General features: G+C 67.5%; 12 protein-coding genes and 1 pseudogene. 7 read left to right on the top strand and 6 right to left on the bottom strand.

Annotated features, from left to right (window positions below):
• Positions 1-40 precede the first annotated feature (40 nt).
• Complete coding sequence (locus tag GD627_RS03905) at positions 41-2218, top strand: S9 family peptidase (RefSeq protein WP_152271420.1); 2178 nt, start codon at positions 41-43, stop codon at positions 2216-2218.
• Between the two features lie 503 nt (positions 2219-2721).
• On the opposite strand, the pseudogene GD627_RS03900 reads toward GD627_RS03905, so the two are convergent.
• A pseudogene (locus GD627_RS03900) lies at positions 2722-3402 on the bottom strand (VTT domain-containing protein); the annotation flags it as partial.
• A 135-nt stretch (positions 3403-3537) separates the two neighbouring features.
• On the opposite strand from GD627_RS03900, the gene GD627_RS03895 reads away from it, so the two are divergent.
• The 4 genes from GD627_RS03895 to GD627_RS03880 all read left to right on the top strand — a co-directional run bounded on the left by GD627_RS03895 (position 3538) and on the right by GD627_RS03880 (position 7347).
• Positions 3538-4068: a hotdog fold thioesterase gene (locus GD627_RS03895; protein ID WP_152271418.1), complete on the top strand. Its 531-nt coding sequence runs from the start codon at positions 3538-3540 to the stop codon at positions 4066-4068.
• The gene (gene paaK / locus GD627_RS03890; protein ID WP_152271417.1) at positions 4065-5429 is read left to right on the top strand and encodes a phenylacetate--CoA ligase PaaK; all 1365 of its coding nucleotides are present in this window, start codon (positions 4065-4067) and stop codon (positions 5427-5429) included. Before GD627_RS03895 ends, paaK begins: the two co-directional genes overlap by 4 nt.
• Positions 5430-5446: 17 nt before the next feature.
• A complete protein-coding gene (locus GD627_RS03885; RefSeq protein ID WP_152271416.1) occupies positions 5447-6178 on the top strand; it encodes a TetR/AcrR family transcriptional regulator in 732 nt (243 codons plus the stop codon).
• 128 nt (positions 6179-6306) lie between these two features.
• A complete protein-coding gene (locus GD627_RS03880) occupies positions 6307-7347 on the top strand; it encodes a hypothetical protein (RefSeq protein WP_152271415.1) in 1041 nt (346 codons plus the stop codon).
• 30 nt (positions 7348-7377) lie between these two features.
• On the opposite strand, the gene GD627_RS03875 is transcribed toward GD627_RS03880, so the two are convergent.
• Positions 7378-8679 (bottom strand): MFS transporter, encoded by a 1302-nt coding sequence (locus GD627_RS03875; protein WP_152271414.1) that lies wholly within the window; start codon positions 8677-8679, stop codon positions 7378-7380.
• A gap of 290 nt (positions 8680-8969) precedes the next feature.
• On the opposite strand from GD627_RS03875, the gene GD627_RS03870 reads away from it, so the two are divergent.
• Positions 8970-9506: a CGNR zinc finger domain-containing protein gene (locus GD627_RS03870; RefSeq protein ID WP_194265952.1), complete on the top strand. Its 537-nt coding sequence runs from the start codon at positions 8970-8972 to the stop codon at positions 9504-9506.
• Positions 9507-9537: 31 nt separating this feature from the next.
• Here the strand turns inward: GD627_RS03870 and paaZ are convergent, their stop codons facing one another.
• The gene (paaZ, locus tag GD627_RS03865; RefSeq protein WP_152271412.1) at positions 9538-11610 is read right to left on the bottom strand and encodes a phenylacetic acid degradation bifunctional protein PaaZ; all 2073 of its coding nucleotides are present in this window, start codon (positions 11608-11610) and stop codon (positions 9538-9540) included.
• Positions 11611-11914: 304 nt separating this feature from the next.
• Here paaZ and GD627_RS03860 point away from each other — a divergent pair, with 304 nt between their 5' ends.
• A complete protein-coding gene (locus tag GD627_RS03860; RefSeq protein WP_194265951.1) occupies positions 11915-12940 on the top strand; it encodes an SGNH/GDSL hydrolase family protein in 1026 nt (341 codons plus the stop codon).
• Between the two features lie 24 nt (positions 12941-12964).
• Here the strand turns inward: GD627_RS03860 and GD627_RS03855 are convergent, their stop codons facing one another.
• From GD627_RS03855 to GD627_RS03845, 3 genes are all read right to left on the bottom strand, one after another.
• On the bottom strand, positions 12965-14335 hold the full coding sequence (locus GD627_RS03855) for an FAD-binding oxidoreductase (protein WP_152271410.1): 1371 nt from the start codon (positions 14333-14335) through the stop codon (positions 12965-12967).
• A 118-nt stretch (positions 14336-14453) separates the two neighbouring features.
• Entirely contained in the window at positions 14454-15521 is a 1068-nt protein-coding gene (locus tag GD627_RS03850) for an ATP-dependent DNA ligase (RefSeq protein ID WP_152271409.1), read from the bottom strand.
• Between the two features lie 10 nt (positions 15522-15531).
• Positions 15532-16083, bottom strand: coding sequence for an RBBP9/YdeN family alpha/beta hydrolase (locus GD627_RS03845; RefSeq protein WP_152271408.1), 552 nt, complete (start codon positions 16081-16083; stop codon positions 15532-15534).
• Positions 16084-16154 lie beyond the last annotated feature (71 nt).

Below are 16154 nucleotides of genomic sequence, written 5' to 3'. Positions count from 1 at the left end.
CTTCCTTCGACGGCGCCGCCCGGATGGATATATTCGAAAGATGACTACTCCTCAGCCCCCGGTTGCCAAGAAAGTCCCCACCGAACGAACCCGCCACGGCGACACGTTTATTGACAATTACGAGTGGCTTCGGGAGAAGGAAAACCCGGAGGTGGTTGAACACCTCAAGGCGGAGAACGCTTATGCCGCGGCCATGACCGCAGATCAGGAAGAGCTGCGCGGGCAGATCTTCAACGAAATCAAGAACCGGACCGAGGAAACGGACCTGTCCGTTCCGGCACGCAAAAAGGGCTGGTGGTATTACACCCGCACCGAGGAAGGCAAGCAGTACGCCATCCACTGCCGCACGGCCGCCGCCGATACCGGGAACCTCGACGCCGACTGGACGCCGCCCGCCGTCGTCCCCGGTGTTCCTGTTCCGGGCGAACAGATCCTGGTGGACGGCAACGCCGAAGCCGAAGGCAAGCCGTTCTTCTCGCTTGGCGGACTGGCAGTCACCGAAGACGGCAACCTGCTGGCCTACTCGGAGGACAACGCAGGAGACGAGCGCTTCACCCTCCGGATCAAGGACCTGCGCACCGGGGAGCTGCTTCCGGATGTCATTTCCAACGTCTTCTACTCCCTGGCGTTCTCCCCGGACGGCCGCCGGGTCTTCTACACAGTGGTGGACGATTCCTGGCGCCCCTACCAGGTCAAGGCCCACACGCTCGGCACCGAGGTGGAGGACGACGTCGTCATCTACCAGGAGGACGACATTGCCATGTGGACCGGTTTCGATCTCTCGGCTGACCGCCGGCAGCTGCTGATCGGCATCAGCAGCTCCGAGTACAGCGAGTACCGCGTCCTGGACTTCGACGATCCCGCCGGCACGGTGCGGACCCTGATCCCCCGCAGCGAAGGCATCCTCTACGAAGCCGAGCCGCTGACGCTCGACGGACGCCGGCAGTACCTGCTCACCCACAACCGCGGTGCCCTGAACTCCATGCTGTCCCTGGTGGCGGAGGAGGAGTTCGCCAAGCCGCTGGAGGAACAGCACTGGCAGACCGTTATTGCCCATGACGACACCGTGCGCGTCAACGGAGCTGCGGTCACCCGCTCCCACGTCCTCGTCTCGGTCCGCAAGGACACCACCGAACGGGTGCAGATCCTTCCCGTGAACGGTCTCGGCACCCCGGCACAGGGTGCACCGGTGGAACCGGCCTTCGACGAAGAGCTCTATACCGCCAACCTGGCCAATGCCGAGTTCGATTCCCCGATCATCCGGCTCAGTTACACGTCCTTCCTCACTCCTCCGCGGGTTTACGACTACGTGCTGGCCACCGGGGAGCTGGAGCTGCGCAAGGAAACCCCCGTGAAGGGCGGTTACCGGTCCGAGGATTACGTGGCAGAACGCGAATGGGCGACGGCGGCGGACGGCACGCGCATTCCGCTTTCGGTCATTCGCCGGGCGGACCTGTCCAAGGACGGGAGCAATCCGGCACTGGTCTATGCCTACGGCAGTTATGAAATCAGCATGGACCCGGGATTCAACGTCGCCCGGCTGTCCCTGCTGGACCGGGGAGTCATCTACGTGGTGGCGCACATCCGCGGCGGCGGCGAGATGGGCCGCGCCTGGTACGACGACGGGAAGAAGCTGAACAAGAAGAACACCTTCACCGACTTCGTGGACGCCACGGACTGGGTAGCCGCCTCCGGGTGGGCGGATCCGGACCGGATCGCGGCCATGGGCGGCTCCGCCGGAGGTCTGCTGATGGGCGCCGTCGCGAACCTTGCCCCGGAGAAATACCGGGCCATCGTGGCGCAGGTGCCCTTCGTGGATGCCCTCACCACCATCCTGGATCCGGACCTGCCGCTCTCGGCCCTGGAATGGGAGGAATGGGGCAATCCCATCACCGATCCCGAGGTCTACCGGTACATGAAGGAATACAGCCCGTACGAAAACATCCGGGCCGTGGACTATCCGAAGATCGCCGCGGTCACCAGCTTCAACGACACCCGGGTGTTCTATGTGGAACCGGCCAAGTGGGTGGCGCAGCTGCGGGAAACCACCACCGGCAGCGAGCCGATCGTGCTGAAGATCGAGATGGACGGCGGCCACGGCGGAGCATCCGGACGGTACGAGGCCTGGAAGGACCGGGCCTGGGATTACGCGTTTATCCTGTCCGCCCTCGGTGCCCGCGACCTGCTTCCTGCACCCAGCCGACAGGACGCCGCCTAGCCTGCGGCAGTCGCCCCGGCAAGGCACCCTCAGGGTGCAGGGGCGGGGCTGCGGGGCAGCACACCAAAGCAAAACAGGTCCGGACCCTCAGGGGGTTCGGACCTGTTTTGGCTTGGCAATCGTCTGGCCGAGCATGCACGCGGGGCAGGCTATTCGGCTGCGCGGTCGGCCTTCGGCTCCGGTGTGATGAAGCGGCGTCCGTCCGCGGGAGCGGTGCGGCGGCCCTCCGTGGGAGCAGCGCGGCGGCTCTCCGTCAGCGGCGTGGAACCGTCAGCGCCGTCACCGTCATCGGCTGCACGGCCGGTGTCGCCTGCGCGGCCGGCGTCGCCTGTGCGGCCGGCATCGGACGGACGGTCGATGTCGGCCCTGCTGGCTCCGTGCCCGGCATCGGCTGCGCGGGCAGTTGTATCCTCGGCACCCGCATCCTCGGCGCCCGTGTCTTTGGCACCCTTGGCACCCTTGGCACCCTCAGCATCATCCTTGCTCACGGCCTTGTGGGACTGGCGCAGAACCTCAATAACAATCGGGATCACGGAGAGCAGCACCACGCCCACAAAAATCAGATCCAGGTTTTCCCGGACAAAGGGCACCCGGTCGCCAAGCACGTAGCCCAGCAGGGTGACCCCCACACCCCAGAGGAAGGCGCCCACGGCATTGAAGGAGACAAACGCCTTGTAGTTCATCTCAGCCACGCCGGCCACCACCGGGGTGAAGGTCCGGACCACGGGCACAAACCGGGCCAGGATCACGGCTTTGCCGCCGTGACGGTCAAAGAACACCTGGGCACGCCGAACGTTCTCCCGTTTGAAGAGCCTGCTGTCCGGCCGGTTGAAAACGGCCGGCCCTGCCTTCCTGCCGATGTAATAACCGGTCTGGTCCCCCGCGAAGGCGCAGATGAAGACCAGGACCGCAAGCAGCCACACGTTGATGTCAATGGTGCCTGTGGCCACCAGCAGGCCGGCAGTGAACAGCAGGGAATCCCCCGGCAGGAAGAAACCGATAAGCAGTCCTGTTTCGGCGAAGACAATGCCGCACACCATGAGGACGACCCACGGCCCAAGAGCAGGGTCTGCAAGGAACACCTGGGGGTCCAGCCACTCAGGCAAAAGGGAAGATGTTGGAGGCCGGACAGGACCGGAAACGGCAGTGGCCGCGGAGAGAGTCACCTCATTAGGGTACGCCATGCCCTCCGGCCAGCCGCGGCGCTCCGCAACTCCGGCCCATCGCCGGCAGCCGATACGGACCCCGATGCGTGATCCTTGACAGCCTGCTGGTCGCCGGGATTACCTAATGAACATTCGGTAAAGAAAAGAGGTCCCATGGCTAACGGTGACGTCTCCGGGGGTACGGCTCTCGGGGGTACGGCTCCCGGGCATCCCCTTCTTGTTCCCGGGCATCCCCTCCTCGCGGACGATGCAGCCTCGGCCTGGCTGGGGATCGAAGTCCTGGAGATCGGCAGGGGGACGGCGCGCATTGCCATGCGTCTGCGCCCGGAGATGGTCAACGGCTTCGGCATCGGCCACGGCGGGATGGTTTTCGCTTTTGCCGACACCGCCTTCGCCCTGGCCTGCAACCCGGAAGGCGGCGGCCCGGCCAGGGAACGCGAAACCATCACGGTGGCCGCCGGCGCCGACATCACCTTCCTGGCGCCCGCCATGGCCGGTGACCTGCTGACCGCATCCGCCGAGCACCGCGCCGGCAACGGCCGCAGCGGGGTCTACGACATCGAGGTCCGGTCCGAGCACCCCGACGGCACCGCCGCCGTCGTCGCGCTCTTCCGCGGACGTTCCCGCACCATCCGCAACCCCGCCCGGATTCCCCCTCCGGTCCCGACCGAAAGCCGGGCATGAAAACCACTCCCCTTCCGATCAAATCCGCTGCCGCCGATCTGTCCGCCTGGGACCCGGAGGAGCGCATGAGCCGGGACGAACTGGAGGCCCTCCAGCTCAAGCGTCTCCAGGAAACCGTCGCCTACGCCTACGCACGGGTTTCCCTGTACCGGCGCAAGTTCGACGACGCCGGCGTCCATCCCTCGGACCTGCGGGAGCTGGCGGATCTGGCACGGTTCCCGTACACCACGAAGGAGGACCTGCGCTCGACCTATCCGTTTGGCATGTTCGCCGTTCCGCAGCAGCAGGTGGCCCGCATCCATGCCTCCTCCGGAACCACCGGGCGTCCCACCGTCGTCGGCTACACCTCCGGGGATCTGGCGCGCTGGAGTGCGCTGGTGGCACGGTCGCTGCGCGCCTCGGGAGTGCAGCCCGGATACAAGGTCCACAACGCCTATGGCTACGGGCTCTTCACCGGTGGCCTCGGAGCGCACTTCGGCGCCGAGAAGCTCGGCTGCACGGTGATTCCAGTCTCCGGCGGGCAGACGGAACGGCAGGTTCAGCTGATCCAGGACTTCGAACCTGACACCATTCTCTGCACACCCACCTATCTGCTGGCCATCGCGGACGCCATGGCGGCCGCCGGTATCGACCCCCGCTCCACCTCGCTGAAAAACGCAGTTCTGGGGGCCGAGCCGTGGACCGAGGAAATGCGGCACGAACTCGAAACCGTCATGGACCTGGATGCCTGCGACATTTACGGCCTGTCCGAAGTGATGGGACCGGGAGTGGCCGGCGAGTGCGTGGAAACCAAGGACGGCGCCCATATCTGGGAGGACCATTTCCGGCCGGAGATCATCGATCCCTTTGACGACACCCGGGTCCTTGACGACGGCGAACCCGGCGAGCTGGTCTTCACCTCCCTGACCAAGGAGGCCCTGCCGATCATCCGCTACCGCACGCATGACCTCACCCGCCTGCTGCCCGGCACCGCCCGTCCGTCCATGCGCCGGATGGGACGCATCACCGGCCGCAGCGACGACATGATCATCCTGCGCGGAGTGAACCTCTTTCCCACCCAGATTGAGGAAATCGCCCTCCGCATCCCGGCCCTCAGCCCGCACTTCCAGCTCGAAATCAGCCGCCCCGGGCGCCTGGACGAACTCACGGTGCGGATTGAGCGGCGGGAAGACTCCTCGACGCCGGACTCCGCCGCGGCAGCGCTGGATCTTGCCGCGCAGATCAAGATCCATATCGGCTCCACCTGCACCGTTCAGATAGTCGAGCCCGGAACGCTGGCACGCTCCAGCGGCAAGCTGCGCCGGATCTACGATCTGCGCCGCGACACCGATCCTGCCCCGGCGCAGGGAAGCGCCCGTTGACATGGGAAAATGGCGCCATGCCTGCTGTCTCTTCCGGGTCGCCCGCCGACCCTGCCCCCGTGCCCGCTGCTGAGGCCGGGGCCGCCGTGCCCGCAGCCGCCCCTGAGCCCGCGGCCGCCGTCGGGCCGGTGTCCGGTCCCGTGTCCGGTCCCGCGTCCGGGCCGCGCCGGGGACGGCCGGGATATGACCAGCAGACGGTGCTGAACGTGGCCGTGGACGTGTTCAACCGGCACGGCTATGAAGCCACCTCCATGGGCATCCTGGCCGAGAACCTGGGCATCACGAAGTCCGCGATCTACCACCACGTGCCGTCCAAGGGGGACCTGCTGCGGCTGGCACTGGACCATGCACTGGACGGGCTCGAGGCGGTGCTGGATGATCCGCGGGCCTCGTCCGGTGCCGCCGATGCCCGGCTGGAGTTCGTGCTGCGCGGCACCATCGAAGTGCTGACCGAGCGGCTCCCGTTCGTGACGCTGCTGCTGCGCCTGCGCGGCAACACGGAGATTGAACGCAGTGCCCTGGCCCGGCGCCGGGAGTTCGACCACCGGGTGGCTGACCTGGTGGACGCTGCTAGGCGCGAAGGCTCGGTACGCAGCGATATTGATCCACGCACCACCACGCGGCTGCTGTTCGGCACCATCAACTCGATTGTGGAGTGGTACCGGCCCGGCGGGCCGCTCCCGGCGCAGAAGCTGGCGGACAACGTCATGACCATGGTGTTCGACGGGCTGCACACCCGCCGGGCCTAGCGGATCCGTCTGCGGAAAGCGGCTCCGGGCTCCAGATCCTTCTACGGAAGGCGTCTCCGGCCGTGGCCGGGGAAATCAGCGTCCTGCCTATCCGCGCCGCAGCCGGACCCCCGTGCAAGGATGTGCCCATGACGGAACCGGCGGAATTGCTCCTGGAAGGACCAAGGGGACGGCGCCTGTGCCTCGAGCTTGCGGCCGCGCTGGACGAGGACATCGGCTCGGCCGTGTTCTGGCTGGGTTACGAACTCGACCCGGGGAAAGGAACGTCAAGGGTACTGTTCGGTTCCGCCGACCCCGCTGAGCGGCCCTCGCCCGAACACCTGGCAGGCACGATTCTGTCCCTCGACCTCCGCCGCATGGATGATGAGCAGATCTGCGCTGCCCTCCAACGGTCCGTTGACTCGGCCCGGTACTGGCAGGCACCGGAGGGTGAAGACGCGCTGGCCGCGCTTCCGGTCATCCGCAGGGCCCTTCAACCCCTGGCTGAACGGGTGCTCGACACACGCGCGGCGCAGGCGTGGGATTCCCCCGGGACACCGGAACAGTGGTCCATCGACTGGCGGCCGGCGGAGGACCCGGCACCCCTTCCCCGAAACCCCCGTGGCATCCTGCAGAAGTGGGGCGAGGCTGTCCGGGCCGAGGAAGCGCAGGCCGAACGGGACCGTCCGCAGGATCCGCGGGCGGCATTCAGTGGAACCTGGTGGTCCGCCCCGCTCGGGCTGGTCCGCACCGCCGGGCAGATTCCCGCGGGGCTGAGCCTCGTTGAGGACTCGGCCGGCCTGGACGAAGCGACCGTCATTCCGGTCAGCGGCATCGGCCGGATCCTCGACATCCGCTCCCCCGCAGACTGGATGACGCTGTGCCGGGCCTATCCGCTGGAGGTCACAGCGTCCCGCAGGCATAACTGGTTCCAAACCACGGGACGCATTGGCCGCTGGGTGATCCCGGACTGGGAACGCGCCGCCGGGCAATGGGACGCCGTGCACCTGACGGTCCTGGGCTACCTTCGCAGCGCGGGGCGGGCGCTCGACGTCGACGCCGGGACCGCCTCGGTGATTGCCGGCTGGGACCCGGACAGCACTCTTTGGTTGACCGACCGTGCCCGTGAGGTCAACGGGCCGCGGCAGGTCTGGCGCCGGTCAGAGGACACCTGGATCCGTGTCGCCTGACCCTACGCCCGGCCCCCGATGGCCGGAAGGTTAGGCGGCGGCCGGGACAGGGATGGTGCGGAGCCGCAGGAACGCCGGGGTGAGCATCGGCAGGGCAGAAAGCACCAGTCCTCCGGCCCCAATCAGGACCCCGACGCGGACCCCCAGTGTTTCACCGACGACGCCGGCCAGCAGGGCGCCCAGCGGAATGGAGCCGTACATCACCTGGGTATAGGCACCTGCGGAGCGCGTGAGCTCCTCCCGAGGAATAAGCTGCTGGCGCATCGTCAGTGAGTAGATATTGGCGTTACCTTCCCCTATGCCCCGCAGCAGCATGACCGCAGCAATGACAGCTGCCAGAGTCCACCCGGTGACCGGCCAGACCGGCAGCAGCAGCGGAACCGCACAGGAAAGCAGCAGTGAAACGGCGAAGGCCGGACCCAGGCCTGCTTTGTCGGCCAGGCGGAGTGCAGTCAGTGTCCCGAGCAGACCGCCGACTCCGGCTCCGGCCAGCGCCAGACCATAGGCGCCAACACCAACGTCCTGCTGTTGCACCGCCCAGAGAATCAGGTTCAGCATCAGGATCTGTTCTGCCGCGTTATAGGTCGCCGCATGGACGGTCAAGGCGCGCAGGTGGCGGTCACCGAACAGGATCCGCAGTCCGGTGAGGAGGGTGGGCCGCTTCTCCGGAACCGGGTTCCGGTTCTCCTTCCCCGCAGCGATCGAGGCCCCCGACGCCGGAGCCGCCGCACCGGAACGTTGTTCCCGCGGGCGGCTCGAGGCCACTCCCGCAGCGGAAGCCAGGTGCCCAAGCATGGTGGCAATCAAGGCGCCGGGAGCACCCAGCGCCGAGACGAGAAGACCGGCCAGCCCCGGGCCGCTGATCTCCGCGACGGTTCGACTGGCTTGGACGGCGCGGTTGGCCGGCGCGAGGTCCTGGTCCGCAACGAGAGCGGGCACAAAGGCGAAGGCCGATAACCCGAAGACCAAGGCGCAGCAGCCGCTCAGGAAGGTGACTGCTGCCAGCAGGGGGACGCTGAGCCATCCTCCGGCCCAGGCCAGCGGAATCTGTGCCAGAAGCACGCATTGGGCAAGATCGGCCGCCACCATGGAGCACCGCTGGTCCCGTCCCTGCAGGAGATGCCCGGCCACCAATGCGAACAGCAGGTACGGCAGGGTGCCGGCCGCGGCGACAAGGCTGACCGCCGCCGGTCCGGCATCGAGGGCAATGGCTGTGACCAACGGAAGAGCGATGCCCGTGACCTGGGCCCCGGCGCTGGCAGCACCCTGCCCCAGCCAGTAGCGGCGGAAACTGCGGTCGGTGCGCAGCAGCACCCAGCTTGGGTCCTTCATGCCGCGGCCCTCGACTGTAAGGCGGCTGTGTGCATGACGGGCAATAATGAAGGCATGTGCCGGATATGGAGACCCGCTGCGACGTGGAATCGAGCCAGGCTGTCGGGACGACGAGCCATCCTCGATCGAGCTGATGCGTGCATAGCTGGGTCCCCTGACGGCTTGTCCGTTTCCGCTGCTCCGGCACACGTTACCGGCAATCAGCTATGAGCGGTAACACTTCGGAACAAAATGTTCCCGCGGACAGCGGATACCCTGAGCCGGGCGGTCGCGCACCGGCCCCTGCTCCCTTGCGACTCCTCCAGGTGTTCGCCAATACGGCTGACCGGGAAGCCGGGCAAGACGCTCTGGACAACCCCGACAGCTTGACGGCGTGGCTGGCCAGCTACGGGCTCGTTGGGGCAGGCACGCAGGCTACTGATGGGGATCTTGCCCTAGCGATCGAACTTCGGGAGGGGCTGCGCTCCCTCTTCCTCACGCACCACGACGGCGGGCATCTGCACGGCACGCCGGCACCCGACACCGTCGTCGGCCTGCAGCGCCTGGACCGTGCACTGGAGCAGCTTCCCGTTCGGGTCGTGGTCCCAGGAGGAGAGTCCCGCGTCGAACCGGTCCCCCAGCCCCCTGTGCGCGAGGCACTCGCCCGCATCGGCGCCGTCCTGGTTCATGCCGATCCGGCCCAGCTTCAGCGCTTGAAAGCGTGTCGGCGGGACGTCTGCCGCTGGGTCTTCTTCGATACTTCCCGCAATCGGGGCGGAACCTGGTGCGCCATGGAGATCTGCGGCGCCCGCACCAAGATGCAGGCCTACCGGAAGCGGAAGGTTTAGCCCGCCCTCCTAGCCCTGCCGCCTCCGGGACTTACTTCTCCACCAAAGTCAGCACGTCATAGGTCGCCACGAGTTCGTCGTCCTGGTTGGTGAGTACGGCATCCCAGGCCACCTCCCCGTAGTTCTCCGTTTCGCGCGGCGTGATCTTCTTGGCGGTCAGGGTGACGCGGATGGAGTCCCCGGCGGCGACCGGGGTCAGGAACCGCAGGTTCTCCAGCCCGTAGTTCGCCAGCACCGGACCCGGCGCCGGATCGACAAACAGTCCCGCTCCCCAGGACAGCAGCAGATAGCCGTGCGCCACGATGCCGGGAAAGAACGGGTTCACCGCCGCGGCCTCCTGGTCCGTGTGCGCGTAGAAGGTATCCCCGGTGGTTTCCGCAAAGGCGGAGATGTCCTCAAGCGTGACTTTCCGCAGGTCCGAGCGCACGGCGTCGCCGACCCGCAACTCACTGAGCGGCTTGCGGAACGGGTGCCCCGCGTCGAACCGGCGGTCGGCCCCGGCATGCCAGATACCGGTGAGGCTGGTGAGCATATTCGGTGAACCCTGCACCGCGGTCCGCTGCATGTAGTGCCGCACCGCACGGATGCCGCCCAGCTCCTCGCCGTCGCCGGCGCGGCCCGGACCGCCGTGCACCAGGTGCGGCACCGGTGACCCATGCCCCGTGGAACTGCGGGCGTCTTCGCGGTTCAGGAACAATACCCGCCCGTGGTGTCCGGCGATGCCGGTGAGGATCTCCCGGGCGGTATCCGGATCATTGGTGCAGACGGTTGCCACCAGCGACCCTCCGCCGCGGGCAGCCAGCCGGACGGCGTCGGCCACGTCGGTGTAGCCCACCACCGAGGCCACCGGCCCGAACGCTTCGACGCTGTGCAGGGCATCCGCGTCACTGTCCGGCCAGGTCAGCAGCAGCGGCTCCATAAAGGCGCCGTCCGGCGAGGTTCCCGTGCTTCCGTCGGCGCGTACGACGTCGGGCGCCTCCAATGATCCCCACGCCAGCTCGGCGCCGGCCGCGAGCATCTGCTGCACCGATTCCCGGACGCCGTCGAGCTGTTCCCGGGACGCCAGGGCACCCATGGTCACGTCCGCGGCGCGCGGATCACCCAGCACCACCCGCTGCCGGAGACGCGCAGCGGCGGCGGAGACGACGTCGTCCACCAGGTCCCGCGGCACCAGGGCCCTCCGAATGCTGGTGCACTTCTGTCCGGCCTTGACGGTCACCTCGGTAACCAGCGACTTGATATAGGCGTCGAACTCCGGAGTGCCGGGGACCGCATCGGGACCCAGGATGGCGGCGTTGAGCGAATCTGTCTCGGCAGTGAAGCGGACACCACCGACCGCGATCCGAGGATGGGCACGCAGTTTTTCGGCAGTGGAGGCGGAACCGGTGAAGGCGACCAGGTCACGGTAGTCCAGGTGGTCCGGCAGGTCCCTGGCCGGACCGGAAATAAGCTGCAGCGAACCGGAGGGAAGGGCCCCGGACTCCACGATCATCCGGACGGCCGCTGCCGTGACGTACCCGGTGGGGGTGGCAGGTTTCACGATGCTTGGCACGCCGGCGAGGAACGCCGGAGCCAGTTTCTCCAGCATGCCCCAGACCGGAAAGTTGAAGGCGTTGATCTGCACGGCAACACCGGGAATGCGGGTGTAGATGTGCTCGCCGAGGAAGGAGCCGTCCTTGGCGAGCTGCTCCACGGCGCCGTCGACAAGGACCGTGGAGTTGGGCAGTTCGCGCCGGCCCTTGGAAGCGTAGGCGAACAGGACGCCGATTCCGCCGTCAATGTCCACCAGGGAATCCCCCCGGGTGGCGCCAGTGCGGGCGGAGACGGCATACAGCTCCTCGCGCTGTGCATTGAGGTGCATGGCGAGTTTCTTGAGCATCAGCGCCCGCTGATGGAAGGTGTACTTCCCCAGCTCGGACTGACCGGTCACGCGGGCATATTCGACGGCGGCGGCGGTGTCCAGGCCGTCGGTGCTCACCCGGGCCAGCAGCTCTCCGGTGCTGGCATCGCGCACCTCGGTTCCCTGCCTTCCGGCGCCGGGCGACCACCAGGCGCCGCGTACATAGCTGGGCACGTAGTCGACGTCGAGAGCTGTTGCCGTCATGGGGAAACCTTTCACGCGGGACGCGGCCGGCAGGGCACCATTGCCCGGCTGCCGGAGATACCGGATTATTGCCGACCCATGATTACTGAACAGACGGTCGGTATATCGCCAGCGTAGCGCAGAGTGTCCGCGGTCACACCCCGCTGCCTGACCGTCGGCGGCGGGGAACGCCGTGCCGCGGCGTCCGGCGGTGATCCGGGCACCGGGACAGCGGATAAAGAGCGTCACGATTGCCGCCGCACTGATGCTGCGTCAGACTGTCGGCCTTGATGTTGTTGTGTCCGCTGCCCTAAGGAGCGCAAAGATGAGCCCCACCCAACACCTGTCCTTCCGTGCGAAGTCCGCCGTTGTGGTCCTTGCCGGAGCCGCTCTCCTGGCCGGCGGAACCACCCCTGCCGTAGCCGGAAGCTCCGGTGGAGACTCCGTACAGCACCGCGGCGGGCACGGCGGAGGGCACGGGAACGGACAAGGGACGGGACACGGCGGCGGACACGGCGCGGGGCACAGCAGCGGACACGGCGGAGGACACGGCGCGGGGCACGGCGCGGGGCACGGCAGCGGCCGCGACGTCGACTACGTAGCCTTCGGAGACTCCTACGCCTCCGGCTTCGGCGGCGGGCCGCTGCTGGATGCCTGCGGCCGGACGGCGCAGGGTTACCCTGCCCTGCTGGACGCCCTGAACCGGGTGGATCTGGACACCGATGCCACCTGCGCCGGTGCCACCGCACTGACCACTCCGGCCGACACACCGGTGGATCTGCCGGAGCAGATCACCGGCGCCGTGGCCCAGGGCAAGCTCACCTCCCGGACCGACGTCGTGACCGTGACGATCGGCGGCAACGATGTCCAGTTCGTCACCGTGGTGGCCGCCTGCGCTGGTGCGCAGCTTCCGGCCACCTGCGCACCGGCCATCGAGCAGGCCAGTGCCTACGCCCAAACCGTCCTGGCGCCGCAACTCGCGGCGGAGTTCGCCCGGATCACGGCGGCCGCCCCGCGGGCCACCCTGGTGGTCACCGGTTACCCGCACCTGTTTGAAACCGTCGCGGCGGGACCGCTCAGCGCCGAGGCGGTGGCCCTGTTCAACCAGGGAACCGATGCCCTGAATGCCGTCATTGCCGGACAGGTTCCCGAGAACGGGGAGTTTGTGGACGTGGTGGATGAATTTGCCGGACACGGAGTGGGCTCCCCTGATTCCTGGATCATTTTCGAGCAGGGCAACCCCTTCAACCTGCACCCCACGGAGACCGGCTACCGGGACGGTTACACCGCGGCCGTCCTGGCCGATGCCGGCGGTGAGTTCCAGGCCGGAGGTTGCCGCGGCCGTCGCTGACTTCCGCGGCGGCCCGGGTGTGGCTCAGGGAACCGGCTGCGGCACGGCATGCCCGAAACGGAACAGGTTGTCGGGATCATAGGCCGCTTTGGCAGCCTGCAGCCGCAGCAGCACCTCGGAACTCCAGAACGGCTGGCCGCCGGATCCGGGCCGGACCCGCCCGGCGAGGTTGACCAGAGCCCCCTCGGTGTACGGCGCCACGGCTGTGTCCAGCCGCTCCAAGGCCGCTGCAGTGGCCTCCGCCGCGGGCGGCATGTTCAACCCGACGGCATACACGTTGAAGCCGGCACTTCGCCCGGAGACCGCGTCCGGTGCCGAAGGGTCCACGGCAAGGGCACCTCCCATCAGCCGGATCTCCGTCATCATCAGCGGTGTCCCGGATCCGGGACCGACTTCTTCCAGCAGTGCGGCGGCAAGCCCGTCCGGCAGTCCGGTCAGCAGGGCGCCGGTGTCCAGGCTGGGAATGGGGCCTTCCGGGTCCATGTGGATACTGCCCACCGCGCGGTAGTCCATCGTCCCGGCGGTATCCATCAGGGGTGCCGCTGCCCGCCGCATCGGCTCGAGGAGGGTATCCCCCTCTTCCGCACTGCCGAAGCAGGCAAACCGTACGTGCACGGGCGCCGTTCCGCGCAGCTCCCCGGGCAGGAACGGCGCATCCGGCAGGTGCAGAAACGCCATGGATGCGGAGGCGTCCGACGGCAGCTGCTCCGTCCATCCGCGGAACGCCTCCAGGACCTGCGGCCCGGTTTCCTCCGGATACAGAAGTCCGCCGCCGTAGAACCCGCTGAAGGCGTTCAGCTCCAGGGTCAGCGAGGTGACCACCCCGAAATTGCCCTTGCCTCCACGCAGGACCGCGAAGAGCTCGGCGTCAACCTCCGCTGACGTGTGGTGCAAGGCGCCGTCGGGAGTGACCACGTCCATCGCCTTCACATGGTCGCTGCAGAATCCCAAGGCCCGGCCCATGACCGGCAGGCCGCCGCCGGTGGCGTACCCGGCAACCCCTACGGTGCCCGATGACCCGTTCGGGGCGGTCAGTCCGTGCGGAACCGTCTGCTCCAGCACCGTCTTCCAGCGGACGCCGGCGCCCAGGGTCACCGTCCCGGCCTCAGGATCCAGCCGAAGATCCTGCAGCGCGGATGTGCTGATCAGCAGGCCCTCATCCATGGCCGCCGCTGCTCCGTGCCCGGTGGCCTGCACACCCACGGGAATCCCGGTTTCGGCGGCCCAGCGCACGGCGTTCTGCACATCCTGCGCATCGGCGGCGGCCAGCACGGCATCCGGCCGCTGGATCATTGAGGGGTTGAAGGTGTCGACGGCGTAGCCCGGGTCTCCGGGGCCGCTCACCGGGCCGTGGACACGGGAGCGGAGGGTTTCCAATTCTGGGTTGAGGATCATGGGTTGTTCCCTGGGTTGGCGGGAGTTCCCGGTCCCCGGTTCGGGAAACATCTGTCTGGAAAATGCTAGCCACACCCGTTCAGGCAGGCATAGACCCCACCGAAAATCCCCCTCTCCGTCAGGCCCCGAGTACCTCCGCCAGATCGAATTTCACCGGCTCCTCCAGCTGATCGTATGTACAGGACTCCGGGGTGCGGTCGGGCCGCCAGCGGACAAACCGGGCCACGTGGCGGAACCGTTCACCCTCCATGTGGTCGTACTTCACCTCCACCACCCGTTCCGGGCGCAGCGGCACAAAAGACAGGTCCTTCTTCCCGCTCCAGCGGCTGCCCTCGGAGTTCCGCGGTGTGCGGGTGCCGCCGTCCTGCTCCTCCGCAGCCCAGGGATGGCCGTCCTCCCCCGCGACCAGCGGCTGCAGTTCCTCGAAGAGCTCCCGGCGCCGGTCCATGGAGAAGGCTCCGGCCACGCCCACATTGGTGAGGACGCCGTCGTCGTTGTAGATGCCCAGCAGCAGCGAGCCGATCAGATCGGGGCCGGACTTGTGCACCCGGTAGCCGGCCAGCACGCAGTCCGCCGTGCGCTCGTGCTTGAGCTTGGCCATGGTGCGCTTGTTCGGTGCATACGGAGCGTCCAGGGGTTTGCCCACTACTCCGTCCAGACCGGCGCCTTCGAAGCGCTCGAACCAGTCCCGCGCCAGCTCCGGATCATCCGTGGCTGCGGTGACGGACACGGGTGGCTGGGCGGGTTTCAGGGCCCGGACCAGTGCCTCCCGCCGTTCGGCAAACGGTTTCTGCGTGTAGTCGGTGTCCCCCAGCGCCAGCAGGTCGAAGGCCACGAACCGGGCCGGAGTCTGCTCGGCAAGCAGTTTCACCCGGCTGGCGGCCGGATGGATGCGCTGCTGCAGCAGCTCGAAGTCCAGCCGTTTGCCGTCGGCGCCAACCATCACAATCTCCCCGTCCACCACGCAGCGTTCGGGCAGGTTCTGCTTAAAGGCTTCGACGAGTTCGGGAAAGTAGCGCGTCATCGGCTTCCCGTTCCGCGAGCCAATCTCAACGTCGTCGCCGTCCCGGAAAATGATGGACCGGAACCCGTCCCATTTGGGCTCGTAGAGGTAGTTCCCTTCGGGCAGGGAAGTAACCGCTTTGGCCAGCATGGGCGCAATGGGAGGCATCACCGGAAGTTGCATGTGCCCATTCTTATCCGAGCGGAGCCCGTTCCCCCAGCCCTGCGGTGAAGGCCGTGAGTAAATCCCGGCCCTGTTCCCAGTAGCCGACACCGCTCTTTTCATTGATATGGGCCAGTTCGCCCGCATTGACCACGGGCAGTTTCCAGGCGGCGGCGATGGCTTCCGCTGCCGGCAGCGCACAGTACGGATCGCTCTCACTGGCGATCAGCAGTCCCGGGACGGGCAGCTGCTGCAGCCGCGGATTCCGGAAGCTTCCCGCCGGCTGCGGAAACGAGGCGGCCACCGGGTCCGGCGGGCTGACCAGGAACGCTCCGCGGGCACCATGAGGGTTGCGCAGCAGCCATTCCGCCGCGGCCAGGCAGCCCAGGCTGTGCGCTACGAGAACGGTGTCTCCGTGCTGGTCTCCGGCTGCCCGGTCCAGCGCCGTCATCCAGTCCTCCAGCTCGGGTTCATCCCACGACGACGGCGCGATGCGGGTGACGTTCGGCAGCTCCGCCTCCCAGCGGCTCTGCCACTGCTCGGGCGGTGAGCCTTGGTAGCCCGGGACCATGGTGATGTGCACTGTGCCTGCTTTCTGACGCCGTTTATCCGGCCCCGGCGGAGACGGGAATACCGCCGAGCCTTCCGGCGCTG

Source organism: Arthrobacter yangruifuii, from assembly GCF_009192775.1.
Lineage (GTDB): Bacteria > Actinomycetota > Actinomycetes > Actinomycetales > Micrococcaceae > Arthrobacter_B > Arthrobacter_B yangruifuii.
The sequence above is the reverse complement of the archived record's forward strand: the minus strand, read 5'-3'. Positions and strand labels throughout refer to the sequence as shown.